The sequence below is a fragment of the Yoonia sp. genome (assembly GCF_017854565.1).
Taxonomy (GTDB): Bacteria; Pseudomonadota; Alphaproteobacteria; order Rhodobacterales; family Rhodobacteraceae; genus Yoonia.
Genome location: NZ_JAFMHJ010000029.1, coordinates 15,244 through 41,874 on the forward strand (window position 1 = coordinate 15,244; position 26,631 = coordinate 41,874).

Genomic DNA, 26,631 nt, shown 5'->3' on the forward strand with positions numbered 1-26,631 from the left:
TCGAAGCGGGGGCTGCCTGCCCCCTTATGAACATTGTGGATCGGGCCGCATCGCAATCCTGCCGCCGCCATCCTGTCCCGGATGTGCGGCGGTTTTTTATTTTGGATCAGGCGCTTGCCTTGCTTGCTTCAAGTGCATCCAATGTGGCGTCGAATGCCAGTAAGATCGAGGCGTGCCGGTTTTTATAATCCTTGGCAGGCTGCAGGACTTCGAGGTCGCCAAACGGCGCCGCAGGGACCGGACCGTCGTTTTTCAGCATCGCGAACAGTTCATCGCGGCCTTTTTGGACCTGCGCGGGTGTGAGCCCGACGACGCCCGCACCCACCACCGCCGCAGCGGCTTGGCCCAAAGCGCAGGCTTTGACGTCTTGTCCGTAGTCGCTGATCACGCCGTTTTCGACGGTGATGTCCACGGTGACGGTCGATCCGCACAGCGGAGAGCGTTTTTTCGCAGTGGCGGTCGGGCTGTCCAGCCGCTGTGTCCGGGGCATATCTGCGGCGAGCGCCAAAATCCGACCGGAGTAGAGTTTGATCATATCGGTTTCTGCTGACATGCCGTTTGCCCTTTTCATTCGTGCGTCTTAGATAGTGCGGACCCGTCCCGTTGCAAAGGTTTTTGACATGTCATTTGATCCCGGTACCCTGACGTTTAATGACGCAGGCCTGATCCCCGCGATTGCGCAGGATGCTGCATCTGGTCAGGTGCTGATGATGGCATGGATGAATGCGGCAGCCGTGGCAAAGACGTTGGAAACCGGGCAGGTCACGTATTGGTCGCGGTCCCGGCAGGAATTCTGGGTCAAGGGCGCGACCAGCGGGAACACCCAGACATTGGTGGATTTCCGGGTCGATTGTGACCGCGACTGTCTGCTGGTTGTGGTTAATCAGACGGGGCCGGCCTGTCACACCGGGCGGCGGACCTGTTTTTATACCGGCGTCAGCAATGGCGAAGAGATCGAGATCGAAGAACCTATGGCACAGGAAGCCCCACCAACCGCCTGATATCGTTGGGGGTCGCACCTTCGGCGCGGTATGTCGCAATGGCCCGCGCGTCGTCGCGTTTCGCCAGACGTTTGCCGTGGTCATCGCGGATCAGCCGGTGATGGTGATAGGTGGGTGTCGGCAGGCCAAGCAGTTTTTGAAGCAGCACGTGGACTTGCGTTGCGTCCTGAATGTCGGCGCCTCTGACGACATGGGTGATGTGTTGCGCGGCGTCGTCGATCACCACGGACAGGTGGTAAGAGGTGAACATACCCTTGCGCGAAATCACGAAATCACCCACGTCGGTTTGCATTTGGGCAACGGTCGTGTGGTGGACGCCGGGCCTGTGCCCGGTTTCGGGGTAGCTGAGATCAAGGTTCAGGTCCGCGACCCGTTCAAGGTCGATCCGGATCGTATCCTGCGCAGGTAATGGCCCGCCAAGCGGCCGGGAGCGGCAAGTGCGGGGGTATATCACCCCATCCGGGCCGATGGGCGCGCCTTCTTGTGGTGCGTTTGCGGCTGTCAGCACGTCCTTGCGGGTGCATGTGCATGGATAGAGCAGACCACGGGACCACAGGATATCGAGCGCCTTGGCATAGGCGGGCAGGCGGTCGGACTGGCGCATGACGGGTGCCGGCCATGTCAGCCCCAGCCAGCGCAGATCATCGTAAATCTGCGCCTCCCATGCGGGGCGGACGCGACTTTGGTCGATATCTTCGATCCGCAGCACAAATGTGCCGCCGACGGCCATGGCCATATCATGCGCAACCAGCGCCGAATAGGCGTGCCCCAGATGCAGCGGCCCTGTCGGTGAGGGCGCGAAGCGGGTGATCATTCGGCAGCGAGCGCCTGTGGGGCCAGCCATGCCTGCCAGTCTATTTTGGCCCGGTCGGTATAGGCTTTGTAGCGGTCCTTGCGACCGCGCCGCCCGGATTTAACGCCGTCCAGCGGGGGGAACAGCCCGAAATTGACGTTCATGGGTTGGAACGTCTTAGCCTCGGCGCCGCCGGTGATATGGGTCACAAGCGCGCCCATGGCGGTGGTGTTGGGCACCGCAGCCAAAGTTTGCCCGGTCAATTCGGCCACCGCCATACGGCCCGCAAGCAGGCCCATGGCCGCACTTTCCACGTACCCTTCGACACCTGTTATTTGCCCGGCAAACCGGATATGCGGCTGGCTGCGCAGGCGCATCTGGTCGTCAAGCAGGGTCGGCGAATTGATGAAGGTGTTGCGATGAATGCCGCCGAGACGGGCAAACTCGGCATTTTCAAGGCCCGGAATCGTATTAAAAACAGCTTTCTGAGCGCCGTACTTCATCTTGGTCTGAAAGCCGACGATGTTGAAAAGCGTTCCCAATGCATTGTCGCGGCGCAGTTGCACCACGGCGTAGGCTTTGTTTTGGGGGTCATGGGTGTTTGTCAGCCCCACGGGCTTCATCGGGCCAAAGCGCAGGGTTTCGCGGCCACGTTCCGCCATGACTTCGATCGGCAGGCAGCCATCAAAATAGCCTGCGGTTTCGCCTTCCTTGAATTCGGTCTTGTCGGCGCTGAGCAGCGCGTCGATGAACGCCTCGTACTGCAATTTGTTCATCGGGCAGTTGAGATAGGCGGTTTGTTCGGCTTCGGTTTCGCCCTTGTCATAGCGCGACTGCATCCACGCGACGTCCATGTCGATGCTGTCGTGATAGACGATAGGGGCGATGGCGTCGAAAAAGGCCAGCGCCTCTGCGCCGGTTTCGGTTTGGATGGCCGTGGCCAAGGCGCCGGAGGTCAGCGGGCCGGTGGCGATGATCCAGTGGCCGGTGTCGGGCAGCGCCGTTATCTCTTCGTATGATACCGAGATATTTGGGTGCGCCGTCAGTGCTTCGGTCACGCTTTGCGCGAAGGGATCTCGGTCAACGGCCAATGCGCCGCCCGCTGGCAGGCGGTGTTTTTCCGCCATTGCCATGATCAACCCGCCAGCCTGACGCATTTCCCAGTGCAGCAGGCCCACGGCGTTTTGTTCGTGGTCGTCCGAGCGGAATGAATTTGAGCAGACCATTTCGCCCAGATGGCCGGTGCGGTGGGCAAAGGTGCCGACCTTGGGGCGCATTTCGTGGATCACGACCGTGATGCCCGCGTTCGCGGCTTGCCATGCGGCTTCTGACCCGGCCATGCCGCCGCCAATGATATTGAGTGTGTTTTCCATGCCGGATATTTAGGGCAGGTGCACAGAATTGAAAAGCCCCGAGGTGGCCCGTGTGACCGAGAGTGGCGCAATCATGTGTCGCGACACCCGAAAACGAAAAAAGCCCCGCCAATTGGCAGGGCTTTCGTTTTCGAGGCGCAAGTGGCTTAGAATATGAACGAGCCCAAGCCAGCCAGCCGATCGTCAAGAGCATCTTGGTTGAAGCTGTTGTCGATACGCGTCCGCTTACCTGTTTCAAAGGTGATCGTCGCCTGCACGCGATCAATGTCTGTCATCACAGAATCGCCGGTGATCTGACCGATGTTTGCATCAAACCAGACACCATCGGTGATACGGTAGCCGCCGCCGACTGTGTAGACGGATATATCCACCAAGTCGTCGCCTACGATTGTTTCATAAGACGCCAAGATGCGGAACGGCGCGTTCAACTCGTAGCTGCCACGCAGGCCAAGGATGGCAGTGTCTTCGTCGGAGTAGCCTTGATAGTAGGCGCGTGCTGCGATTGGGCCTTCGTTGTATTCGGCGCTGGCGACATAATATGTCCAGCTTTCGTCAGAATACTGTGACAATGCCAAGCCAAGGTTGACCGCAGGTGTCACCGCAACTTCACCATAAAGGGTGCTGTAGGTATAGTCGGCGTCGCTGTCAGGTTTCGCGACATTCAGCGCAACGCCGAACTGATCCGTCTGATACTGACCGAAGATCTCATAGCCGTTCTGGTCGGATAATTCGCTTTTGATGCCAATGACACCGGCACCGACGAGAATTTCCGGTGTGATCAGGTAGCCGCCGCCAAGTGAATACTGCTGGAAGTCAAACGAGCCGCCATCTTCCACGGTCGTGCTGACGATATCTGCTGTAATCAGGACCTGACCGAAGCCATATTCGATGGCACCTTGTACGATTGAGATGTCGGCTTCGTTGAAGCCATCATCGAAATTTGTGAAATCATAGCTGAAACGGCCATAATTTACGCCATCGGCTGTGGCCGAACCGGCGATCAGCGCAATGATTGCTGTGGTTGTAAGTGTGCGTAACATAGTAAACCCCTAATTAAATTCTATTTTGTGCACATGCAGCATCGCGCTGAAAAAAACAAGCATGGTCACCCCTGGCTACGTTCATGTGGTGCGAAATTGATGCAGTTTGGCGGGTGTCAGCGTGCAATACCACGCTGTTTCCGGCCGATACGACGTCTGTGGCTTGTGACCCAACCGACCGTTTATTTGTGGTCGGTTGTTTCGTGACCGCAGTGTCAGTGACCTTGCGGCCCCCTCTCATCCTTGAGGCTGAAAAATGCAAAGCGTCCTGGGGGGGCTGACCCAGGGCGCTGGGGTTTGGTGTGACTATTCCGCAGTCTCTTCTTCGTCGCCCTGATCGGCGATCCATGCGACGCTGACGACGGTTTCGCCTTTGCCGGTGTCGAATACCTTGACCCCGCCGGCACCGCGCGACCGGAATGATATCCCCTCGATGGGCACCCGGATGGATTGCCCGGTCGAAGTCACCAGCATGATCTGATCGGACATTTCGACCGGGAACGAGGTGACCAATGGGCCGCCGCGCATGGCCTTGTCCATCGCGGCCACGCCCATGCCGCCACGTCCGCGCAGGGGGTAATCGTGGCTGGAGGACAGTTTGCCGGACCCTTTGGCCGTGATTGTCAGGATCAGGTTTTCGGCAGCCGACATTTCGGCGTAGCGTTCTGTGGTGATCGCACCGGCGACCACGCCTTCGTCGTCTTCGTTCTCGGCCTCGTCCGTCAGGCCGGCCATGGCGCGCCGCATCTTGAGATAGGCGGCACGTTCATCGGATTCAGCTTCGAAGTGGCGGATGATCGACATTGACACGACCTTGTCGTCACCTTGCAGTCGGATACCGCGCACACCCACAGAGCTGCGCGAGTTAAATATCCGCACGTCCGTTGCCCTGAACCGGATTGCGCGCCCGCTGTCGGTAAACAGCATCACGTCGTCATCATTGGAGGCGATGCGGGCGTTGATCAGCGTGGTGTCGGCGTGTTCGTCTTCGAACTTCATCGCGATCTTGCCGTTGCGCATGACATTTGTGAAGTCTGACAGCTTGTTACGGCGCACAGTTCCAGCAGAAGTCGCAAAGACGACCTGCAGGTCGTCCCATTCATCTTCGGGCCGGTCCACGGGCATGATCGCAGCAATGGACACGCCCGGCGGGATCGGCAGGATGTTCACGATCGCCTTGCCTTTGGCGGTGCGGCTGCCCTGCGGCAGGCGCCATGTCTTGAGTTTGTAGACCATGCCATCGGTCGTAAAGAACAGCAGTTGGGTATGCGTATTGGCGACGAAAAGCGTGGTCACCACGTCTTCTTCCTTGGTGGCCATGGAGGACAGGCCTTTGCCGCCGCGCCGCTGTGCGCGGAAATCGGCAAGGGCGGTGCGTTTGATGTAGCCGCCAGAGGTGACGGTAACGACCATCTCTTCGCGTTCAATCAGGTCTTCGTCGTCCATATCGCCGGCCCAATCGACGATTTCGGTGCGGCGTGGCACGGCAAACAGGTTGCGCACCTCGTGCAGCTCATCACGGATGATTTGCATGATGCGGTCGCGCGAGCCAAGAATTTCGAGATATTCGCGGATCTTGCCAGCCAGTTCCTGCAGCTCGTCGGTGACTTCTTTGACGCCGATCTGGGTCAGGCGTTGCAGGCGCAGTTCAAGGATGGCGCGGGCCTGTGTTTCGGACAGGTTGTAGGTGCCGTCATCGTTGGCGGTATGGGTCGGATCGTCGATCAGCGCGATGTATTCGAGGATACTTGCCGCGGGCCACTTGCGGGTCATCAGCCTTTCGCGCGCCGCGGCGGCATCGGCAGAGGACCGGATCGTGGCGACGATTTCGTCGATATTGGTCACGGCGACGGCCAGACCACACAGGATATGCGCACGTTCGCGGGCTTTGCGCAGCTCGAACGCGGTGCGGCGGGCGACGACCTCTTCGCGGAAATCCACGAAGGCCACTAGGAAGGCGCGCAGCGTCAATTGTTCGGGCCTGCCGCCGTTCAGCGCCAGCATGTTGCAGCCGAAATAGGTTTGCATCGGGGTAAAGCGGAACAGCTGGTTCAGCACGACCTCGGCTGTGGCGTCGCGTTTGAGTTCGACGACGACGCGCACACCGTTACGGTCGGATTCATCCTGCACATGCGCGATGCCTTCGATCCGCTTGTCGCGGGCCGCTTCGGCGATCTTGTCGATCATCGACGCTTTGTTCACCTGATAAGGGATCTCATCAATGACGATGGCATAGCGGTCTTTGCGTATTTCTTCGGTGTGGGTCTTGGCGCGCACGATAACCGAACCGCGCCCTTCGAGATAGGCTTTGCGCGCACCGGATCGGCCAAGGATGATGCCGCCGGTTGGAAAGTCGGGCGCGGGAATGATTTCAATCAGCTCTTCGGTGGACATGTCCGGGTTGTCGATCAGCGCCAGCGTGCCATCGATTACTTCGCCCAAATTATGCGGCGGGATGTTGGTTGCCATACCGACAGCGATACCGCCCGCACCATTGACCAGCATGTTGGGGAAACGCGCGGGCAGGACCGATGGCTCGCGTTCCTTGCCATCGTAGTTGTCCATGAAATCGACGGTATCCTTGAGCAGGTCTTCCGTCATGTATTTCGTGACTTTGTCCAAACGCGATTCCGTGTAACGCATCGCGGCGGCGCCATCGCCATCCATCGAGCCAAAGTTGCCCTGACCGTCAATCAGCGGCAGCGACATGGAAAAATCCTGCGCCATGCGGACAAGCGCGTCATAAATCGCGCTGTCGCCATGGGGGTGGTACGACCCCATCACGTCGCCGACGGATTTCGCAGACTTGCGATATGATTTGTCGGCGGTAATGCCTTTTTCGTACATCGAATAGATGATGCGACGGTGCACCGGTTTGAGGCCATCACGCAGATCGGGGATCGCGCGGGACACGATCACGCTCATCGCGTAGTCAAGGTAGCTGGTCTTTAGCTCGTGTTCGATGGTGACGGACGGGCCGTCATACGCAGAGCGCGCGCGCGGAGTTTCGTCATCGTTTTCAGGGGTTTCTGGGGTATCGTTCACGTGGACCGCCTGTTGTTATTGGCACTGCTATATTTCGTTGCAGGAATACTATCAGACACTTGATGTGGGGTGCAATGGGCGATGCCCTTTGCGGCCGGCAGCCACGGTACAGCTTTGGTAATACACTGTTTTTATTGCAAATTTTATCGCACTGCCCGCATTTCGCTATGGGGGCATATAGGCGGGATACAGTCATCTGGCCAGATCGCTGTCTGCCCGGCGGCTTTGATACCGGTCCCGGATCGTGAGGGCGGGCAGCGGATCGGGCGCATTGTTGACCGCCCATATCGGGGCATTCACCCGCAAGTCGCAATTGAGGGGGCTGCGCCCCCCCCCTTTGCGGGCATCAGCCTGCGCGTTTGATCATCCCGAACAAATCACGCGGGTCATCGGGGTCGGCGACCAGATCAAGGTCGACGTAATAGGGGGTATCCGTGATCTGGGCGTGGACGTAGCGCAATGCGCTAAAGTCTTCGATTGCGAAGCCGACACCATCGAAAAGAGTGACCTCGCTGGCAGATTGCCGCCCCTTGGCCGCCCCGGTGATCACCTGCCAAAGCTCGGTTACGGGGTGGTCGGGGGCCATTTGCTGAATTTCGCCCTCGATCCGGGTTTGCGGCGGATATTCGACGAAAACCGATGACCGTGCCACGATGTCGCGGTGCAGTTCCGTTTTGCCCGGACAGTCGCCGCCGATGGCGTTGATATGCACGCCTGCGCCGACCATGTTATCGGTCAGGATCGTTTGCATATCCTTGTCGGCGGTGGCCACGGTGATGACCTGCGCACCCTCGATCGCGTCCTCCGGGGTGGTGCAGGTGATGATGTCCAGGCCAAGCCCGGTCAGGTTGCGGACGCATTTCGCGGTCGCGGCCGGGTCGATATCATATAGCCGGACGGTGTCGATGCCGCAGACCGCCTTGAGGGCGAGGCACTGAAATTCCGATTGTGCGCCGTTGCCGATCATGGCCATGGTCGTGGCGCCGGGGGCGGCCAGATGTTTGGTGGCCATTGCCGACGTTGCCGCGGTGCGCAGTGCGGTCAGGATCGTCATTTCCGAAAACAGGACGGGGTAGCCGGAATAGACGTCTGACAGGACCCCGAAGGCGGTCACGGTTTGCAGGCCTTCGCCCATGTTTTTAGGGTGGCCGTTGACGTATTTGAAGGCGTAGTAGGTGCCATCGGAGGTGGGCATCAGTTCGATCACGCCGACATCGGAATGCGAGCCGAAGCGCGGGGTCTTGTCGAACAATTCCCACCGGACAAAGTCGGCCTCTATTTCACGGGCGAGGTCGGCGATGAAGGTTTCGATCCCGATATGGTGGACCAGCCGCATCATGTTGTCGACGCTGACGAAGGGCACCATGGCCAGTTTGGACGCTTTGAGAGTCATTTTGTGTAGTCCTGTTGTTATGCGTGTCAGCGCGACGTTGGGCACCATGCCGCAGGCGGACCCGCCCGGCGTATGCGATGGTGTCGCGCGGGGCGTTCTGGGTTATGACGTGAAGCTGCGGGTTGGTCGGTCGAACACGCGGCGTCCCAGCAGCGACGCGGTGAGGTCAACCATCAGGCTTGCCGTTTTGCCCCGGTCATCCAGAAACGGATTAAGCTCGACCAGATCAAGTGAACTGACCAAACCGCTGTCGGAGAGCATTTCCATGACAAGGTGGCCTTCGCGCACGGTCGCGCCGCCGGGGACCGTGGTGCCGACGGCGGGCGCAACGGACGGATCAAGGAAATCCACGTCGAGCGACACATGCAGCATCCCGTTCACCGCTGCGACCCGGTCAAGAAAGGCGCCAAGCGGTGCACTGATACCTTGTTCGTCGATGGTGCGCATATCCACGAGCGTCACGTCGCCATCATCGAGCATGGCGTGTTCGGCGGCATCGACGGACCGCAGGCCGATCATGCAGATATTGGCGGGATCGACGCGGACGGGCAGGGGCGGATAGGCATCAAAGCCGCTGCGCCCGGTGACATAGCCGACGGGTGTGCCGTGCAGGTTGCCGCTGTCGGTTGTGTCGGGGGTGTGGATATCGCTGTGCGCATCCAGCCAGAGGGCAAAGAACGGGCGGTCTTGCGCCTGAGCGTGGGCTGCCATACCCGCCACGGTGCCTGCAGCCAGCGCATGATCGCCACCCATGAAAATCGGCATGCCTTTGGCGGCGGCGTCGATCGCGGCCTCCATCAGGGTGTGGGTCCAGCCGACGTTTTCGGCCAGCTGATACACCAGCGGGTTTTTCGGTGCGGCGACGGTGACATCCTTGGGGGTCAGGTTGCCGATGTCGGTAACGGTATGGCCGAGGGCGGTGATCGCCTCGGCAATGCCAGCGGTGCGGTAGGCGTCAGGGCCCATCAGGCAACCGCGGCGGCGTTTGCCACAGTCCACGGGTGCGCCGATCAATATACAGTGTTTTTGTGTCATGGGCGCAGTCTTGCCCAAAATAGAGGGTGGGATAAGCCGTCAAATTGTGCAAAATGGTGTAGGATTATGCAGATTGGGTGGTCGTAATGGACGAAATGGACGGTCGGCTGATCGGGGCATTGCGCCGCAACGGGCGGGCATCGCTGTCTGATCTGGCGGCAGATTTGGGGGTGACCCGCAGCACCGTGCGGGCTCGGCTGGACCGGCTGGTGGCGGGCGGCGAAATCGCGGGGTTCACGGTGTTGACCCGGTCGGATGTGCGCCCCGACGCGGTGCGCGGGTTCATGATGCTGGAGATCGCAGGTCGCGGGGCCGAAAAGATCGTCAAGCGGCTTACGTCGATGCCGGAAGTCCTGGCGGTGCATTCAACCAACGGCACATGGGATATGATTGCCGAGATCGGCACAGATACGCTTGAGGCGTTTGATCAGGTGCTGTTTGCCATTCGCAGGCTCGAAGGGGTTACCCGGTCCGAGACGAGCCTTTTGTTATCCACCCGCCGCTAAGCGATACCGCCAGAAGCCAAACCCCCACGAGCCCGAGTGAGAACAGCGCGTTCCAGCTGGCCATGGACAGGGTCAGGAATTCCCAGGACACTTGGTCGCACATGATGATGCGGGGGCCTTCGATGGCGAGCAGGTCACTGCCTGACAGGCCATCAAGACCGCCGTTGCCGGTGCAGCTGGTGGGGCCTTCCCACCAATCGCGTTCCACGCCGGTATGGAAAAGGCCGATGCCCGATGTCGTTGCCGCGGCAAGTGCGCCGACAAGTGGCAGAAGCCGCCCGGGGATCGCAAGTGCCAGCAAGCCAATGACGATGGCCGCCGCATGGGGCCAACGCTGCCAAAGGCACATCGCGCAGGGCGGATAGCCCAGAAGCTGGAACAGGAACGCACCACCCAGCAGGGCCGCAGAGCCGCCGGCGGCAAGCATAATCATCAGGTTACGTGTCATAACAGCCCCACAAGCGCGAAGCCGCCAATCAGCAGTGCGCAAAAAACAATAAAGACGAAGCCGAGGCGACGCTCGATGAAGGTACGGATCGGCGGGCCGAATTTCCATAGCAAGATGGCCACGAGATAGAACCGCAGCGCCCGTGCGATAATGGCAGAGCCGACGAAAACCGGAAATGACAGTTGCGTGACCCCCGACGCAATGGTGATCACCTTGAACGGAAACGGCGTGACGCCTGCCGCAAGGACCGCCCATGCGCCGTAGTTATTGAACGTCGCCTGAAATTCGTCGAACGCGCCGTGCTTGCCGTAGAAGTCCAACAGCGGCTTGCCGACAGTTTCAAACAGCCCGTAGCCGATGTAATAGCCCAAGATGCCGCCAAGCACCGATGCGACGGTCGCGACACCGGCGATGACAAAGGCGCGCGACGGGCGGGCAATGATCATCGGGATCATCAGCACGTCGGGTGGGATCGGGAAGAACGACGATTCCATAAATGCCACAACCGCGAGCGCCCAAAGCGCGTAGGGCGATTTGGCCAGTGAAAGTGTCCATTCATAAAGACGGCGGAGCATGCGGGTTGTCCCTTTGGATCGTTGCGCGCCTTAGGCCATGTGTCCGGGGACGGGTCAAGCTTGTCTGCGGCAGGTTTGCGCATAATATGGGTGTCAACCGATGAGGGGTGACGCGATGAAGTGGCAAGGACGGCGCGGCAGCCGAAATATCGAGGATCGCAGACGGCAGATCAACGCGCCGCCGGTTTTGTATTCGTGACGCTGGCAGATACCGAAGGGGTCTGGGCGGAAATATTTGGCCGCAAGTTGGACCAACCCTATCGTCCACCCACGCTGGTATTGTTCAAAGGTCAAACGCAATCCGTTTGCGGCGGCGCGTTTGCGGCGACGGGGCCGTTTTATTGTCCCGCCGAGCGTAAGGCATTTCTGGACACAGCGTTTTTCACCACGCTGGAGCAGCGTCTGGGGGCAGGGGGCGACTTTGCCGCCGCTTATGTGCTGGCGCATGAGATCGCGCACCATGTCCAGAACGAGCTGGGGATATTGGGGCAGGTCAACGCGATACGACCGCAGATGTCGCAGGCCGATTCGAACGCAATTTCGGTCCGGGTCGAGCTGCAGGCGGATTGCTTTTCCGAAATTTGGGCGCGCGGGGCGCAAGACCAATTCGATAGTCTGGAGCGCGGTGACGTGGCGCCGGATCGGCGATGACACCCTGCAACACAACGCCGGAAAGCCTGTGCGGCCACACACCTTTACCCATTGCAGCAGCGCACAGCGTCAACGTTGGTTCGGGCGCGGCTATGACAGCGGCGATCTGGCGCAATGTGACACGTTTGCCGCAGCGCAGCTTTGAGCGGAAAAAGCGTTTCATGTGATTGACGCCGCCAGCGCGCCTGTTTAGGACAGGCGCACTGGCCGATGTGGCGGAATGGTAGACGCAGGGGATTCAAAATCCCCCGGTGGTAACATCGTGAGAGTTCGAGTCTCTCCATCGGCACCAGTAATTCAAAAATGAAGCCAGTTTTCATGCCCGTAAAGCTGTGCGATATTGCGCTGGCGGGTTGAGACGGCGATGATATTGCTGCGTAGGCGTTGCGCATCGAGGAGACGTATTTGAATGGACACACCACAAGGCTGCCTGCGGATTTCTTCATGGAAGACAATCCATTGTTCGTTGCATTATGGGGCTGATCCACAGTGGCTGGGTTCCCCATGCGTGATAGGTAACGGCGGCTTTCTTTTTTGATGCAAGCATTGATGGCGACCCCTAATATTGACGAAAAACCAGTGCTGCGCAAAGCAACCTTGGTGCTTGCACTGGCGTTGGTCATGCCGCTTGTGTTCTTGTTTACGTATTCCAACTGGAAGCAACTGAGCCTGAACGATGCCGTTCAACGGCTGACGCTTTATGAACGCTCGGTTCAGAATGAGGTCGAAAAGGCGCGGTCGCTTTCGTTCCATATCGGAAAGCAAGCCAACATCGTGAATATTTTGCAGTCGGGGCGATCCGCCGTCGCGCTGCGCGAGGATATCAGACGGCTTTCGGCGCCGGTGGATGGCGGCGACATCTACCTGTTTGACAAGATGGGGCAGTTCTTAGGCAAGTCTTCACGAAGTGACGAACCGCAACCCGCCCAGATCGAGGAGACGGCCCGCAATTATTTCTCTGCGTTTGCGGCCGGTGCGACGTATAGTTTTCTTGAATTTGATGCAGAGACGGGCGATCCCTGCTATTTCAGCCTGACCGCAGTAACGGATCTGAACGGTTCAGTCCTGGGTGTTGTCGCGATCGCCTTGCCGCTTGGGACGCTTGAAAAAAGCTGGGCTCATCCAAGCCAGAAGATTTTCGTAACGGATGAAAACGGGGTCGTCGTGTTGTCGTCAGACCCTGATTGGCGGGGCCAAAACATTTCGGGCATTCAAGATGCGTCCGTGGTGGCGCCATCGGATGGCAACCTGTGGCATGGTGAACCGACCGAAGCCTTGCCGATCGTCAATGCGCGTTCCGAGGAGGTCAAATTCTTTGGCCAACGGCATTTCTACGTGCATGATCGGATTGATGGGCAGCGTTGGGACATACACTACCTTGTGCCGGATGATATCGTGCACGGCACGGCGATTGCCTATACCTTGCTTGCCATGGCTTTCGTGTTGATGATTTGGGTCGTCCTGAACCAGAACAATGCGCGGTTGGTGACCGAACAGTTAAAGCGCAAACAGCGCGATCTTTTGTTGTTTCAATCGCTGAACACCAAGCTGGAGAGCGAGATCAACGAACGCAATGCAGCGGAAAAAGAGTTGAAGGATGCCCAGCATCAGTTGGAACGTGCCAACAAGCTTGCTGCGTTGGGGCAGCTTGCGTCATCGGTGACGCATGAACTGGGCCAGCCGATCACGGCCATCCGCAGCTATTTGACCGCCGTTGAGATCAGCGGCGGGACTTTGGAAAATTCCAACACCCTGCCGAAACTGCAAAGCCTTGCAGAGCGGATGCAAAAGATCCTCGAGGAACTGAAATTCTTTGCGCGACCTGCGCCGATCAAGCTTGAAAACATTGAAGTTGGCCGGTCGCTGACCGCCAGTCTGGACCTGCTGCGGCCCAATATCGTGAACGCGGATGTCACTGTCCGGGTGACGCAGGACAAGTCGCCCAAATGCGTCTGTGGCGACCGAACGCGGCTGGAACAGGTGTTTACCAACATCATCCGGAACGCGATTGATGTCATGGCCGAGACGGACCACCGAGAGCTTGAAATTCAGGTCGAGGCGCAGTCGAACCGCATATTGATCCGTTTCATGGATCAGGGGCCGGGGTTTGGCGACATATCGCTCGATACACTGACAGAGCCGTTTTACACGACACGCGCGTCGGGCAATGGCATGGGCCTTGGTCTGGCTATCACTGCGGAGATCGTCAAAGAACACCGCGGGTATCTGATGGCGTTGAACCGAGAAGGTCGGGGCGCAGTCATGGCGGTTTCACTGCCACTATATGTATCGGAGGGTTACCATGGTTGACCAAAGCGACGTACCGTTCCGAATTCTTGTGATTGATGATGACGCTGAAATGCGCGAGTCCCTTGAGACGCTGCTGCAATCCGCCCATTGGACGACCCACACATTGCCGCGTGCCGCACGTGCCCTGGAGGTCATCGGGCAGTTTCAGCCAGATGTTATTCTGACGGACGTCCGCATGCCCGGAATTGACGGCATTGAACTGCTGCAAAGTCTGCTGAAGCAAAATGCGCCGCCTGTCGTGCTGATGACGGCCCATGGCGATATTCCGATGGCGGTGGGCGCAATACAGACCGGCGCGTTTGGCTTCTTTGAAAAGCCATTCGAACCGCGGCGACTGCTGGAGGTGTTGAAAAACGCCGCCACACAGCATCGCCTGACCAGCGTGAACGACGACCTGCGAGAGCGGCTGTCGCGCATGTCAAAGCTGGACCGCGTGTTTTTGGGCGACAGTCGCGAAGCGATGGAACTTCGTGACCGCATCATCGACTTTAGCGCGATTGGCGTCCCGGTCCTGCTGATCGGTGAGACCGGCACTGGAAAAGAGATGATCGCGAACGCGCTTCATGAGCTTGGGAGCCGGAGCAGCGGAAAGTTTGTCGTCGTCAACTGTGCCTTGTTGTCACCGGAAAATTTCGACAAAGTGTTTTTTGGCGATGGCGACGACAGTCTGGGTCTGGTTGAAATGGCCACCGGTGGGACGCTTGTTCTGGATGAGGTTTCGGTGTGCACGCCGCGCGTCCAGGCCCAACTCTTACGTTTGCTGGAAAACAAGGATATGCACCTGTCCGGCGGGCTGGAGCGGGGGCTTTCGGATACGCGCGTGCTGAGCACGACGAATGTGGCGCTTGACCCTGCGATCAAAGATGGGACGTTTCGACGCGATCTGTATTTCAGATTGAATGTTGTTTCGGTCACGCTGCCGTCGCTGCGCCAGCGCAAGTCAGATATCCCGATGATGTTTACAGTCTTCATGGATGAATATGCGGGCAACTACGACATCAAGGCGCCCACGCTGACGTCAGATGACCTTGCGGCGTTGCTTGCGCATGACTGGCGCGGGAATGTTCGTGAACTGCGGCACGTCGCGGAGCGGCGGATTCTGGCGGCCCGGCGCGGTGGTGGCAGTGTGGCGGATGCGATCGGATCTGACGAAGATGGGTTCGAAGTTTCCGACTCGTTGCGCTCTGCGGTTGCAGTGTTCGAGGGTGAATTGATTACAAAGGCGCTTTTGACCCATCACGGCAAGATGGATGCCGTAGCCGAGGCCCTGGGAATCGGCAGGCGCACCTTGAACGAGAAGATCGTCAAACTTGGTCTCGATAAAGATGCGATCATTAATAGGCAGTAGCGCCTGCTGAATCACGCACGATTCGCGCGCAGCTTTTTCTAAAAAAAGACATAATCTTGCCCAGTGCAGGCCTTGTTGTCTGGCTATAAGTTTTATCGAAGACGTTTATTGTTAATTTAACCACTTGATATCACTTAACTTTAACGCTTTTTCCCCTTCGCAATCCTGCTCTGCGGTTTATCGCAGGCACCTACCTGATCCAATCTGCGGATTTATACGTAGGCAGCTAGGCAATTACGGAGCTACCTTAGTATCAGACGAATGGACCCTAGGGTGACATTCAGAAATGTCCGAAAGGACACGTTCAAATACTGAGGCGGGAGAAGCACATGGAAGATACCAAAATTCGGGTCGTAATTGCAGATTGCCATGAGATTGTACGCGAAGGTATCGCGATGCGTATTTCCAGTGAATGTAATGCAGAGGTTGTGGGGCAGGCGGCGGATGGGTACAACACCATTAAGTTGTGTCGCGCATTGAACCCTGATGTGCTGCTTATGGACCTTGGGCTGGAGCGTCCGTCCGGTACCGACACATTTGCGAAACTGCGCAGCTTGATGCCCGAAATGAAAATTATCGTTCTTTCATCCGAGGCCACGACCAGCGAAGCCTTTGCCATTCTGGGCATGGGTGCGGTTGGTTTCATGCCCAAGCAGGCCAAGGGTGCGGATTTCGTGAACTGCCTGCGGACCGTGTCCAAGGGATATACCTGCGTCCCTTCCGAGTACATGCAGGGCTTTGTCGACTTGCGCCGTAATGTTTCGCGGACGGGAAATATCTTTGGCCTGTCACCGCGCGAAGTCGAGGTGCTTGAGGCCTGTAAGTCGGGCGCGAAAACGAAGGAAATTGCGTCGAAGCTGAATATCAGTGTGCGCACCGTCGAGACGCACCGCAACTCGATCTACAAAAAGACAGCGACGCGGTCTGTCGATGAGTTCGTCGCGGTATCGGGCCAAATCTAAACAAGATGACTACGTAGTGTTTTACGTATGAACCCTTAGGAAATTCGGTGGCCTACGCAACTTTGATCTAGGCGGGTTTTGGGGTACATATTGTCGCGGGGGCAACGTCTGGGGAAGTCAAACTTCTCGGGACCGAGCTGAGAGAGTGACAGAAGATGAAGGAAATACGTGAATCCGACCTGCGGGTTGATGATAACGTTGTTGTGCTGCATCGGTTTTGCGGTCCAGAAGATCGCAAGATAGTGAGTAAGACAGTGGCCCCGGCAGACAAAGCTGTATTGGAACAGTGCGCTGATTTGGACTGGGCCATGGATGTCGCAGTTGATAATCTGCGTCGCTTTGTGCAGTCGTTGAATGGGCGCGAAATGCTTGGGGTTGCCATGGATGGCAAATACACCGCGCAGCGTGCAGACGAACTTCAGGATAAAATTCACGATTTGGCACAGGCATTGCTGGGCACCGTAGCCGGCGAGGGTGCTGCGCTGAAGTTTGCGGCGCCGATCATGCGCTATGTGCGGTCATCATCGGATATCTGGCTCAGCCCGATTGACCCTGATGTGCGTGCGGTCACGGTGCAGCGTCCGGAACGCCCGGTGGACGTCCTGATCATGCGCCAGATGGGCTTTAAGGATTCAATCCTTTTGGCCCAGGAGGTGCTGGCAGATGCTGTGATTTCATTTGCGCGCCAGTTGGGCATCCATACGTTGCCGGGTGATGCGGGCGCACGGCTGGTCAGTTGTATTCGGACGGGGCGTTGCAGTTTCAATGCAGATCCAGGTGCGGCACGTAGACCGGTCCATCTTTTGGATGGCGACGTGGTTTATTTTGGCTTTCCGCGCTGAATCGATACGGGGCCACGGCCAATTGGACAGACGATATACGTAGTTTGCTAAGTGCCCGCTGCCTATTCCCTAAGTGGGTACGGATTACTTTTGCTGCGAAAATGAGCGACATCATTGATGCGTCGATGGTACAAAAAGTTAGTTTGCAGGGCGCGCGGTCGTGCTGTGTATCTTGAGGAGATGGAAAAATGACGAATTTCGACGTTGATGGCTTGTCTGCGCGCGTCATGCTGGACAACCACATGCGCCTTGACCTGATCCGCGAGATACCCTGTGATGTCAAGCCGTCAGCCAGACGTGTGTCGACGACGGCACCGATGATGGGGCGGAATTTCGACGTGGTCGCGACGCTAAGTCCGCAGAACCAGGCCAATCCGCTGGACAGTCAGGTGACGCCATCTGCCCAATTCGTCGAGGCAGAGAAACTGTGGCAGGAACTTTCGCCCAAGGTGCGCACCGCGCTGATGGCAGGCGCCAGTGGGATGTCGCGTTTTCAGACATCGGATGTCGTGGTGCCGTTTGCGCCCCCATCGACCCTGACCACGGCGCTAGGCAAGCGGTTCACCGTTGAGTTGCTGCGGCAGTTGGACGGCGCACCTGATGACTTTGTTTCACTGATCCTAAAGCCGCGGTCCGAGGATAGTCCGCAGAGCGTGCCCACGGAGGTCAGGGAAGCCTTTGCCGCAGAGCTGGGCGCGTTGCTTGGCAATGTCCAATTCGACACGATCAGGAATTTTCGCCCCGACAGATTGCACGACGATTATTTCGTCACCGAAGGGGACGGCTATGCGTTTGCCATCGCCAAGGATGATCCCGGCGAGGTGCATGTCTTTCTGCCAGAAGGCCTTGGTGAAGCCGAGACTGCAATTGATCTCACCCAGGTTTTTTCGACAATCATTGAAAATGTCGCCGCGAACCATGGTTTGGAATTGGATTTCGACACATTGGATCGGTTCCTGAATTCGCTTGCCGATGATGTGACAAGCAATTTCGTCGATCAGCTTTATTTTCCGGACATGGGCGATCAGCCGTGGACCCAATAATATAGCGATGCGTCCCTGTATGTATATTGGTTCACGTTCAGAAGATGAACCAAAAGATCATTGTTTAGAAACGCGATAGCGGCACTATGCCAAGGAGAGAATGATGGAAATTGGCGGTTCAAATGCTGATAACTGGGGTCGGACTGACAGCGCCGAGGCAGAGCTGACGTCAAATGTGGGCGGCGGGACTTCACGCGTGTCGCTGAATGCGAGTGAAACGGCCAAGACCAACGCGAGCGCCAAGGATGAACCGCTTTCGAAGGAAGAAACCGAGGAAGTCGCCGAACAGGTTATCGAGGATATAACAGCGGCGATTGAGACAGATGAGGGGCGTGAAGAGCTTGAAGACGCGATTGACGGCAAGACCGAGGAAACGCGGACTGAAGACGAAGCCGAAAGAATCGAAAATACTTCGGATGAAATTGCCCAGGACGTCGTCGTCGATGGTGTCGAGGTCACGGTTGATACGACCGAGACCATTATTCCCGCTGGTGAAGACGTCGTCGTCGTTTACGAGGACGGTGCAGGTCCAACGGTCGTCATTCGCGAAGGTCTGGCCCTAGACGCCGTCAGGGCCGCACTTAGCGAGGCATTTTCGCAGATCATAGCCGATATCGCGACACGAAATGGCGTGGATACGAGCGCGACTGGTATTTCCGCCTTTCTCGACAGGCTGGTCGTCCAGTCTGTGGAACATTTCATCTATGATGCTTTCTGGCAGGACTTGGAACGGGCAGATAAGGAGGAGCGGCGCATGGAACGCACGGTTCGCGACATCCGGGCTGCAACGGCCGCCATACGGCCTTTGATTGGTTGAAATGATTGTCCGGTGCAGCCGTTGCGCGTAGCGTGGACATTGGTGCCGAGGCATATTCGAGATACAATCTTTTTTCACGCGGTCGATATGCGCCTGGCGCAATGCGGTCCACGGTAGCCGCGACGATAGCAGGAGACATCAAATCGACCGTAATGTCACCCATGGCCGAGAGATTGGACATCTTTGCCAACGCATCATAAATGACATGTTGGGCCTTCTGCGCACGGAGCAGGGCCGGACGTATGTCGGATTTGCACTGAACCAGCCCCAGGACAATGACCCGGAGCCGATAACCAGCGCGAGCATATCAAAGACGATCATGGCACTTGTGCAAGAAGGCACGCTCGCTATTGGCGTGCGCGTGGAAAGTCGCATGGCGCTAAATCGTCGGACGGCACCATTAGGCGTTCACGGGGTTGATGCCAGACTTTTTCAGGGCGCCGACGGCAAGTCGCTATTGTATTTGGTCGAAGATCTGAGCGTGGATCACGCTATCGCGGAAACGGCAGATATGCTTGTCAGCGAAATTTCCGCTGTTTCCATGTTGAACGGTCTGTTCTTTTCCGACTATCAACTGCGGCTCTTGATTGACGATATCGGGTTTGGGCACGCCGATCGCTTGATCCGAAACTATCTTGGCCCAAGTGGTGCGCGCCATAAAGGGCGCGTACCGTGATCAGATACAGCGCTGTTTGATAATGGTCATGTCATGTGGCAGTGGCGCACCTGTCAATTCATAGGCACGCACAAAGCTGGCGGCATATTTGAAACGCCCATCACGGTAGCAAAAAATCGCCATCAGGCGCATCGTTTCGGGGTCGCGCGGCAGTATCCACAGAGCCAGATAAAGCAGATTGATCGCGCGTTCGATACGACCAAATGTAAAGTGGATCGCGGCAAGTGACTGTAACAATGCCACATCCTCTTGATCGACATTTACTTTGGTGTCGGGTTTTTTTGCGAGTTGTATCATCACTGGCTACCCGCTCCTGATTTTTCGACATGCAGATGTTCGCACATCCGCAATGAATCATTGACGCAGTCAAAGCCTTTTTCGACATTTTCTGGCAAAGTCTGCTCCTGAAGATCAGGCAGCCGGCGGATGGTCATTTCAGCAATCTGGAAAACGAATTCAGACGTATTGCCCATCGTGAACCGTTTTATATGATCCGCGATGACGGGTTCAAAAACGGACTGCTGTGTCTCGATAGATTTCGACAGCGACATGCTGGGTGGACGCCGGACAATTTGAACGGGCTGTGTGATTTGTCTGCCAAGGCCACGGTCGGTTGGAATAACCGGCTCGAGATCCAGCTCTTCAATCCGGTCGAGATGATCGTTCAGAATACCACTACGGCCATTTGAAATTTCAGTTGATGTCATTTCGTGTTCCTTTGCTTAGGCACTATCGGTATGCAATTGTCAGGTCGCGTCCGTGACGGTTAAGTATGAGGCCGGCCCGCGTTATGTCTTTCAGGATCCAATCGTCAGCGAGGGAATCGCCGATCTGCGCCACGCGTTCATCTGCGAAAATGACGCTGGGCGTGTCACCAAGCCGAACGAGTGCAATAGCGGGGATCGTTGGCATGCTTGGCACTTCTTGGAACTCTGAGAATACGACGCGCTGGTCGTTCGAGACATCAATTTGCCGCCGGACTGACAGCCAATTCTGTTTCATATCAACGGGAAGCATGCCGACCACCGCAATCGCATCTTCGGACTTTTCGACGACGGATAGGTACGGCGTCAGGCCCGCTTCTTGCAGCATGGTAGTGACACTGATTGGCGCGGGCGCTGCGACAGGCACCACGGGTTCGACTTGAGGCACTCTTGCAAACTCAAAATTGGTCTCGGCTGGTTGACCCCAGTTCAACGCAAATCCTATGCCCAGGATGCCGACCCACGAAAGAGCAAGAATTGCCCCCATTTCAGCGGGCCGGAGGCCTTTTCGTTCGGCAGTCGTTTCCGCATTCAGCGACATGGGAATTTCACCAATCATCAGGTGACACGGTGCGCGGAATGTTTGCCGGTCGCTATCGGGCGTAATTGCATCGTCGTTGATACTGACGTCTTCACGCGCTGTCGTGACCCGGATCATCGGGCCAAACAACGTGCTTTCGGCAATGATCGTGACCTGGCCCACCGCCGCTTTGGGATCGAGCAACATAATGTCGTCGGTTTCTTGATTGCCGATCGAAATTGTATTCTTTTGCAGGACGACTTCGGATCCTTTGTGTAATCCACCCAGAATTTCCACCTGGACTGTCATGGCTTCCTGTTTGCTCCAGCGCATCCTTTTGGCAAGCCGCGTGCGACCGTAGCTCAGGTATGTATCAAGTTTGGCATGCATTGATTAGAGCCCCCTGGGAATTATTGGCCGTGCAATAGTTGATTGACATCTTTTTGGACGCGCTGCGCAATTCCCCAGGCAACGCTCCAGGTTGTCATTTCGCGATATACTTCATTGATTTTTGCCGCAGTTTTGTCGAGGCTCGACACCCCGTTGTCTTCGGTCGATGCGCCAGTCCCCGACGCGCTCGAATTGGATACGATCATGTCTTTTTGTTTCGAGACCGCCCCTGTTTCCGTATTTGGCATTTCTACACCGGCCGAACCGTCAGCGGAGGCGCCGCCGGGCGCCCCCAAAGCATGCGAGAGGGCGCCTTCGAGTGAGCGCATTGATAAGGCTGACTGCTGTGTAGAATAGTCAAACGGGTCCATCGCTTTGGTCATGTCAATTGATGGCGTTGCTCCGCCAACTTCACCAATCGCGTCTATTGTTATCTGGGCCATATTTCACAATTCCTTCGATTTCAGGTTAGTCAGTTCTTACTCGCCCTCTTCTTCTTTTTCTTCTCTCATCTTTTCCATGTGGAATTTGATGACAGTCTGATAGATCAGAGCTTCCATCATATCTTCCATCGTTCCTGTTGCCGGTGGCGTTGTGGACCCTGTTGCCGGTGGCGTTGTGGACGGGGCCGTTGTTGGGTCTATGCTGCTCATTTTCGATCTCCTTGAGTTATAGTGTGTACGCAAACCGCAGACGCGGCCTGGGCGTGTGTAGGTACATTAACAATAGCGCGACAACGTAGCTATTTCGCAGCTTGCTGAGAGACCTGCGTAGTGACGGAGAAACTACGTAGTGGTGCGCAGGTCGTATCGGTACAGCTCCGCAGGCATTTGCAGGTCCTGCGCAATCACACACCCCAAAATCTCTTGCTAGTCTGAATGCAAGACGACGGACACACTCTGGGTTTGGGAGATCTGATATGAACAGCAAGGCGATGTACGGGATAGCAGGTGGTTGGGCGCTCACTATTGCCGCTGCGTATCCACTGGGTGCTGAAACATTGGATGCCGCGACTTTGGGTGAGTACGAGGCAGGGCAGGGTGTCGATGCGGCTCTTTCCTATATGGTGGTCCGTCAGCCTTTGACCCAGTTTCTGGTGCAGCTGGGACGAGACGCGGGCATTCAGATTGTCGTGTCCGGTGGCGTAAAGGGCGAAATCGAAGTGACCTGGCTGGAAGGCGAGCCGCTGGCGATCTTGCAGAACCTCGCGGCCCGCTATGACATGGAATGGTTTGCATTCAACGACGTTATTTATGTCAGTGACGCCTCTGAATCGCTGATGCGGTTGGTGCGGTTGGGTGAAATATCTGCCGCTGCGGCGCAGGACGCACTGGGCGCCGCAGGGCTGTTATCGGACCGCTTTATGGTGTCGGAGACGGCGCAGGGAACTGCGCTGGCGTTGACCGGCCCGCCAAAACTGCTGGGTCTGTCGGAGGCTGTGATCGAAAGCCTGATGGTGGCCCCTGAGGTGGTCCAGGACAACAGGATCATCGTCCGGCGCGGATCTGCGGTTTCACTGGAACCGATGCGGGTCGGTGACATCACGGCGCGCATGGCGCGCGAGCGTGCAGTGGTCGATGCGGGCGACGAGACGGGAACCGAAGTGGATGGATGAGGTGGGTCATCTTTTGATTGCGACCCTGCAAACAGCCACGGAAATGGAATTACGAGCCGGAAGATAGGTTCGAACAGGATACGGGCGGTATAATATCGGTCGTGTAAGGAGCTGCAAATTTAAGCAGCAAAACAAAACAGACCCAACGGTGGGTCACAACTTTGGAGAAGTAAAATGGCAGTTGGTGCAGCGAACGCAAATACCTTTATGGCTGAAGTTCGGGCAGAGGCTTTGAAGTATGAAAAACAGACTTACAAGCAGAAGCTTGGCTCAACGAAAGCGAAGCAGATTTCCGGCTAATCTAGGCTGGATGGGGATGACGTTGTGGGGCGCGATCTGAGCGCCCTACAAATACCCCAAACCTCATTCCCACGCACTGATTGTCAAACTCACACCTCAATGTAAAATATTTGTTTGGGCTTTGATGTGTTGGGATTTATTCAACGACGGATCAAACGGGACAATCTATGAGTATCGGTGGAATTGGCAGGGGGGGCATGCGTCGCCAGTTGGCTTCGCATTTCCCAAGGTTAAGAGGAAGAGCGGCAAAAAGCGCCCCTAAAAGCGCCCCTAAAAGCCCAATGGTCGGCGCACAAAAAAGTGTCGCGAGCAGTTTTAACGCAGGCGCGCCGCTTTATGTACAAGTCAAAATTGACGGCAAATGGGTAACCGTCGCGAACAATCGTGGCGAAGCAAATACTGAAATCAAGGTCGGTAATGTTGACGGATTGGAAGTCCGGCTGTTTCGCGCAGACCTGGGCATGTATATTGACAAAAGTTCGCCAGACTCGCGGATGACACAAAATCGCGATGGCAACGTTACATTCGCGTTTGAAGATGGCACTGACGGCGACTTTAATGATGCTGTGGTGACGTTCAAGACTGTTCCTGGGGGTACTGCCGGCCTGAATCCGCCGGACCCGAATGACCCCTTTTCTGGGGTGTCAGGCGACGCACTTGATGTTGGTGGCGCAGATGCGAACGCATTTATGCGCGAAGTACGCAAAGAAGCGCTTCAGTATGAAAAAGACACTTACAAACAGAAGCTTGGCGCAACGAAAGCGAAGCAGATTTCCGGCTAATCTAGGCTGGATGGGGATGAACTTGCGGGGCGCAATGTCTGCGCCCTGCGAATTGAGTACATGAGCCGGAGAGAACCAATGCGTAAGGACCTGATCCTTGTAGCCGTTATCGTTGCAACACTCGCACTGATGGTTGTGCCGCTGTCGCAAGATATCGTCGATACTTTGCTTGCGTTAAACATATCGCTTTCGGTTTTGTTGCTGGTTTTGGCGCTGTACCTGAAACGCCCGTCAGATTTCTCGACTTTCCCGTCGGTTATCCTGATCGGAACCGCATTTCGGCTTGCGCTGTCGATCGCCACGACCAGGCTGATCCTGTCAGAGGCCGATGCGGGGGAAATTATCGAGACATTCGGTGACTTCGTGGTACGTGGGTCGGTTGTGATCGGCCTTGTAATCTTTTTGATCATCACGGTCGTTCAGTTTCTTGTGGTGACCAAAGGTGCGGAACGTGTAGCCGAGGTGGCGGCGCGGTTTGCACTTGATGCGTTGCCGGGCAAGCAAATGAGCATCGACGCAGAAATGCGCAACGGTAATCTATCGGCCGAGGAGGCCGCGACCCGCCGGACCGGTCTGGACCGGGACAGTCAGTTCTTTGGGGCCATGGATGGCGCCATGAAGTTCATTAAAGGCGACGCAATCGCCGGCCTGATCATCATTTCGATCAACCTGCTCGGCGGGATCGCCGTCGGGATGAGCATGCATGGTTATAGCTTTGGTGAAGCGGCCTCTGTCTTCTCGCTGTTGACGATTGGTGATGGCCTTGTTGCGCAAATCCCAGCGCTTCTGATGTCACTTTGTGCCGGTATTGTGGTGACACGAGGCGCAAATGAAGACACCACCGACCTTGGCAATGATATCTTCGGGGAATTGGTGTCGGACCCACGTGTTCCCGCAGTTGCCTCGTCCATTGTCTTGGCCGTCGGCTTTATCCCGGGTTTCCCAACGGCAACCTTTGCATTATTCGCCGCGATCTTCTTTATCAGCTCGCTACTGTTACGGCGCCGAATTTTGGGCGATGCTGTGGCCAAGGAACTTGCGGCAGCCGAACGGGCCAGTGCGCAGGCAAAAGACGCTGGTAAAGGTCGTAGTGCCGCAGGACCTGCCGATGAAGCCGACGCGAACGGCCTTGATCTGCCGGTCAGTGACCGCATGCGCCTGATCGTTGGGGCTGACTTGGGCAAGGTATTGAACCACGATCTTTTGGAGCGTGCGATCGCCGGGCATTTCGGTGTGCTTTATGCCGCGCGGGGGGTCCGGTTTCCACGGGTCGGTTTTGTGGTGTCAGAGCAGATAGGCGCCACTGACATTGTTGTTGAAATGGACGAAGTGCCGGTGTTTCGCGATACGGCGAGGCTTGATTGCCATTTTGTCACCGATGTTGACCTTGTTGATAACTCTGACCAGACGGACCCCGACAAAGCCTATAAGAAAATTGACTGGCCGGGCCTGCGTGGCGTTTGGTTCCCAAAGGCGCACGAAGGCAAGCTACGTGCACTGGACGCCAAGCCGCTATTGCTCGAGACGGCACTTGGCTGCGCGACCTACCGTTTGTACGAGCAAAATCTGGGTACGTTGTTTTCGCATGGCATATTCACCGAGCTGATGGCATCGGCGGTTTCTGAAGAGCCGGAAATCACCGGGTTGGTGAGAGAAGAAATGACGGAGCCCGCCCTGTTCAAGATGTTCCGGTATCTTGTTGAGGACGGTGTACCGTTGCGTCCATTGTCGTTGCTGATGTCGTCGCTCAACTACTGGATCCACACAGCAGAGCAGCCAAACGCCGTTATTCTGGCCGAATGCCTGCGCGGGTCCATGAAGCGTCAGTTGTGTCACAGGATTGCCGGGGCCGATGGAATACTGGGTGTCGTCATGGTTGATCCCACGGTCGAGTCCCTGGCGCGCCGCGGGATTGTCGATAGCCGCCGTAACGGTGGTGACATGGCCAACGAAGGTCTGGCATTCGAAAACGATGTGAAAGAACACCTGCTGGCGCAGTTCAACAATCTTTGGGATGCACAGGCCAAAGGGGCCCGCCCCGTTGCCATCGTCACCGCAGCTGACTTGCGTCGGCGCCTACGGAACTTTTTGTCCGCCAATGAGCTGCATTTCTCGGTACTTGCGCCGCATGAAATTTCATCTGAGTTCCTGACGCACCCGGTCGAGCTGATCAGCCTTCAGGGTATGGCCAAGACACGGGTAGCGCCCGAGGCTGTCCGCAAACGGCCGGAACGCCGGACGGCATAGGAGGTCAGTCGCGCAGGCCAAGGCTCCGCTTATCGAAGCGGGGCCTTTTTCGTGTGTTGGGCAGGCAAGGGCGCACCATGAAAATGTGGCTTGCAACTGCGAGTTATTGTCAAACTTGGTGTTTGAGGTTTTTGGGTCATGCGGCGATCTGGTCG

General features: G+C 56.9%; 27 protein-coding genes, 1 tRNA gene and 1 pseudogene. 15 read left to right on the forward strand and 14 right to left on the reverse strand.

Going from position 1 to position 26,631, the window contains the following annotated elements:
- Positions 1-106 precede the first annotated feature (106 nt).
- Positions 107-553: an iron-sulfur cluster assembly scaffold protein gene (locus tag QZ196_RS12050; protein ID WP_296426726.1), complete on the reverse strand. Its 447-nt coding sequence runs from the start codon at positions 551-553 to the stop codon at positions 107-109.
- A 67-nt stretch (positions 554-620) separates the two neighbouring features.
- Between QZ196_RS12050 and hisI the strand changes: the two genes are divergently transcribed.
- Positions 621-1,001 (forward strand): phosphoribosyl-AMP cyclohydrolase, encoded by a 381-nt coding sequence (gene hisI, locus QZ196_RS12055; protein ID WP_296426727.1) that lies wholly within the window; start codon positions 621-623, stop codon positions 999-1,001.
- Here hisI and gluQRS read toward each other — a convergent pair.
- The 6 genes from gluQRS to rocF form a co-directional block, all read right to left on the reverse strand.
- Positions 970-1,815, reverse strand: coding sequence for a tRNA glutamyl-Q(34) synthetase GluQRS (gene gluQRS, locus QZ196_RS12060; RefSeq protein WP_296426728.1), 846 nt, complete (start codon positions 1,813-1,815; stop codon positions 970-972). The two genes, hisI and gluQRS, sit on opposite strands and share 32 nt — an antisense overlap.
- Positions 1,812-3,167 carry a methylenetetrahydrofolate--tRNA-(uracil(54)-C(5))-methyltransferase (FADH(2)-oxidizing) TrmFO gene (gene trmFO / locus QZ196_RS12065; protein ID WP_296426729.1) on the reverse strand — a complete coding sequence of 452 codons (1,356 nt, stop codon included), beginning with the start codon at positions 3,165-3,167 and terminating at the stop codon, positions 1,812-1,814. Before trmFO ends, gluQRS begins: the two co-directional genes overlap by 4 nt.
- A 146-nt stretch (positions 3,168-3,313) precedes the next feature.
- On the reverse strand, positions 3,314-4,207 hold the full coding sequence (locus QZ196_RS12070) for a porin (RefSeq protein WP_296426730.1): 894 nt from the start codon (positions 4,205-4,207) through the stop codon (positions 3,314-3,316).
- A 306-nt stretch (positions 4,208-4,513) separates the two neighbouring features.
- Positions 4,514-7,252, reverse strand: a complete 2,739-nt coding sequence (gene gyrA / locus QZ196_RS12075) for a DNA gyrase subunit A (protein WP_296426731.1) — start codon at positions 7,250-7,252, stop codon at positions 4,514-4,516.
- A gap of 346 nt (positions 7,253-7,598) precedes the next feature.
- The gene (locus QZ196_RS12080) at positions 7,599-8,645 is read right to left on the reverse strand and encodes an ornithine cyclodeaminase (protein WP_296426732.1); all 1,047 of its coding nucleotides are present in this window, start codon (positions 8,643-8,645) and stop codon (positions 7,599-7,601) included.
- 102 nt (positions 8,646-8,747) lie between these two features.
- Positions 8,748-9,680: an arginase gene (rocF, locus tag QZ196_RS12085; protein WP_296426733.1), complete on the reverse strand. Its 933-nt coding sequence runs from the start codon at positions 9,678-9,680 to the stop codon at positions 8,748-8,750.
- A gap of 86 nt (positions 9,681-9,766) precedes the next feature.
- Here rocF and QZ196_RS12090 point away from each other — a divergent pair, with 86 nt between their 5' ends.
- Positions 9,767-10,186, forward strand: coding sequence for an Lrp/AsnC family transcriptional regulator (locus tag QZ196_RS12090; RefSeq protein WP_296426734.1), 420 nt, complete (start codon positions 9,767-9,769; stop codon positions 10,184-10,186).
- Here the strand turns inward: QZ196_RS12090 and QZ196_RS12095 are convergent.
- Together QZ196_RS12095 and QZ196_RS12100 are read right to left on the reverse strand one after the other, a co-directional pair.
- Complete coding sequence (locus tag QZ196_RS12095) at positions 10,143-10,634, reverse strand: disulfide bond formation protein B (RefSeq protein ID WP_296426736.1); 492 nt, start codon at positions 10,632-10,634, stop codon at positions 10,143-10,145. The two genes, QZ196_RS12090 and QZ196_RS12095, sit on opposite strands and share 44 nt — an antisense overlap.
- Positions 10,631-11,209: a YqaA family protein gene (locus QZ196_RS12100; protein WP_296426737.1), complete on the reverse strand. Its 579-nt coding sequence runs from the start codon at positions 11,207-11,209 to the stop codon at positions 10,631-10,633. Before QZ196_RS12100 ends, QZ196_RS12095 begins: the two co-directional genes overlap by 4 nt.
- Positions 11,210-11,324: 115 nt before the next feature.
- On the opposite strand from QZ196_RS12100, the pseudogene QZ196_RS12105 reads away from it, so the two are divergent.
- The 9 genes and pseudogenes from QZ196_RS12105 to QZ196_RS12145 all read left to right on the forward strand — a co-directional run bounded on the left by QZ196_RS12105 (position 11,325) and on the right by QZ196_RS12145 (position 19,858).
- Positions 11,325-12,005: pseudogene (locus QZ196_RS12105) on the forward strand (neutral zinc metallopeptidase).
- Between the two features lie 61 nt (positions 12,006-12,066).
- Positions 12,067-12,152, forward strand: a tRNA-Leu gene (locus QZ196_RS12110).
- A 257-nt stretch (positions 12,153-12,409) separates the two neighbouring features.
- Positions 12,410-14,170 (forward strand): ATP-binding protein, encoded by a 1,761-nt coding sequence (locus QZ196_RS12115; RefSeq protein WP_296426739.1) that lies wholly within the window; start codon positions 12,410-12,412, stop codon positions 14,168-14,170.
- On the forward strand, positions 14,163-15,518 hold the full coding sequence (locus tag QZ196_RS12120) for a sigma-54 dependent transcriptional regulator (RefSeq protein ID WP_296426742.1): 1,356 nt from the start codon (positions 14,163-14,165) through the stop codon (positions 15,516-15,518). Before QZ196_RS12115 ends, QZ196_RS12120 begins: the two co-directional genes overlap by 8 nt.
- Before the next feature lie 329 nt (positions 15,519-15,847).
- Positions 15,848-16,480 carry a response regulator transcription factor gene (locus QZ196_RS12125; RefSeq protein ID WP_296426744.1) on the forward strand — a complete coding sequence of 211 codons (633 nt, stop codon included), beginning with the start codon at positions 15,848-15,850 and terminating at the stop codon, positions 16,478-16,480.
- A 308-nt stretch (positions 16,481-16,788) separates the two neighbouring features.
- A complete protein-coding gene (locus QZ196_RS12130) occupies positions 16,789-17,322 on the forward strand; it encodes a hypothetical protein (protein ID WP_296426746.1) in 534 nt (177 codons plus the stop codon).
- 188 nt (positions 17,323-17,510) lie between these two features.
- The gene (locus QZ196_RS12135) at positions 17,511-18,365 is read left to right on the forward strand and encodes a hypothetical protein (RefSeq protein ID WP_296426747.1); all 855 of its coding nucleotides are present in this window, start codon (positions 17,511-17,513) and stop codon (positions 18,363-18,365) included.
- A 103-nt stretch (positions 18,366-18,468) separates the two neighbouring features.
- Positions 18,469-19,182 (forward strand): hypothetical protein, encoded by a 714-nt coding sequence (locus QZ196_RS12140; protein ID WP_296426749.1) that lies wholly within the window; start codon positions 18,469-18,471, stop codon positions 19,180-19,182.
- Positions 19,183-19,387: 205 nt separating this feature from the next.
- Positions 19,388-19,858, forward strand: a complete 471-nt coding sequence (locus QZ196_RS12145; protein WP_296426750.1) for a hypothetical protein — start codon at positions 19,388-19,390, stop codon at positions 19,856-19,858.
- Here QZ196_RS12145 and QZ196_RS12150 read toward each other — a convergent pair whose 3' ends face one another.
- The 5 genes from QZ196_RS12150 to QZ196_RS12170 form a co-directional block, all read right to left on the reverse strand.
- Positions 19,859-20,155 (reverse strand): hypothetical protein, encoded by a 297-nt coding sequence (locus QZ196_RS12150; RefSeq protein WP_296426751.1) that lies wholly within the window; start codon positions 20,153-20,155, stop codon positions 19,859-19,861.
- Positions 20,155-20,565 (reverse strand): hypothetical protein, encoded by a 411-nt coding sequence (locus QZ196_RS12155; protein WP_296426752.1) that lies wholly within the window; start codon positions 20,563-20,565, stop codon positions 20,155-20,157. The genes QZ196_RS12150 and QZ196_RS12155 overlap by 1 nt, the downstream gene beginning before the upstream one ends.
- A gap of 22 nt (positions 20,566-20,587) precedes the next feature.
- Positions 20,588-21,451, reverse strand: coding sequence for a hypothetical protein (locus QZ196_RS12160; RefSeq protein WP_296426754.1), 864 nt, complete (start codon positions 21,449-21,451; stop codon positions 20,588-20,590).
- 101 nt (positions 21,452-21,552) lie between these two features.
- Positions 21,553-21,975, reverse strand: coding sequence for a hypothetical protein (locus tag QZ196_RS12165; protein WP_296426756.1), 423 nt, complete (start codon positions 21,973-21,975; stop codon positions 21,553-21,555).
- A 36-nt stretch (positions 21,976-22,011) separates the two neighbouring features.
- Positions 22,012-22,185 (reverse strand): hypothetical protein, encoded by a 174-nt coding sequence (locus QZ196_RS12170; protein WP_296426758.1) that lies wholly within the window; start codon positions 22,183-22,185, stop codon positions 22,012-22,014.
- Positions 22,186-22,451: 266 nt separating this feature from the next.
- Here QZ196_RS12170 and QZ196_RS12175 point away from each other — a divergent pair, with 266 nt between their 5' ends.
- From QZ196_RS12175 to QZ196_RS12190, 4 genes are all read left to right on the forward strand, one after another.
- The gene (locus QZ196_RS12175) at positions 22,452-23,147 is read left to right on the forward strand and encodes a hypothetical protein (RefSeq protein WP_296426759.1); all 696 of its coding nucleotides are present in this window, start codon (positions 22,452-22,454) and stop codon (positions 23,145-23,147) included.
- A 174-nt stretch (positions 23,148-23,321) separates the two neighbouring features.
- Positions 23,322-23,447: a hypothetical protein gene (locus QZ196_RS12180; protein WP_296426762.1), complete on the forward strand. Its 126-nt coding sequence runs from the start codon at positions 23,322-23,324 to the stop codon at positions 23,445-23,447.
- A gap of 167 nt (positions 23,448-23,614) precedes the next feature.
- Positions 23,615-24,229 carry a hypothetical protein gene (locus QZ196_RS12185; protein WP_296426764.1) on the forward strand — a complete coding sequence of 205 codons (615 nt, stop codon included), beginning with the start codon at positions 23,615-23,617 and terminating at the stop codon, positions 24,227-24,229.
- Positions 24,230-24,307: 78 nt separating this feature from the next.
- Complete coding sequence (locus tag QZ196_RS12190) at positions 24,308-26,476, forward strand: FHIPEP family type III secretion protein (RefSeq protein WP_296426766.1); 2,169 nt, start codon at positions 24,308-24,310, stop codon at positions 26,474-26,476.
- Positions 26,477-26,631 lie beyond the last annotated feature (155 nt).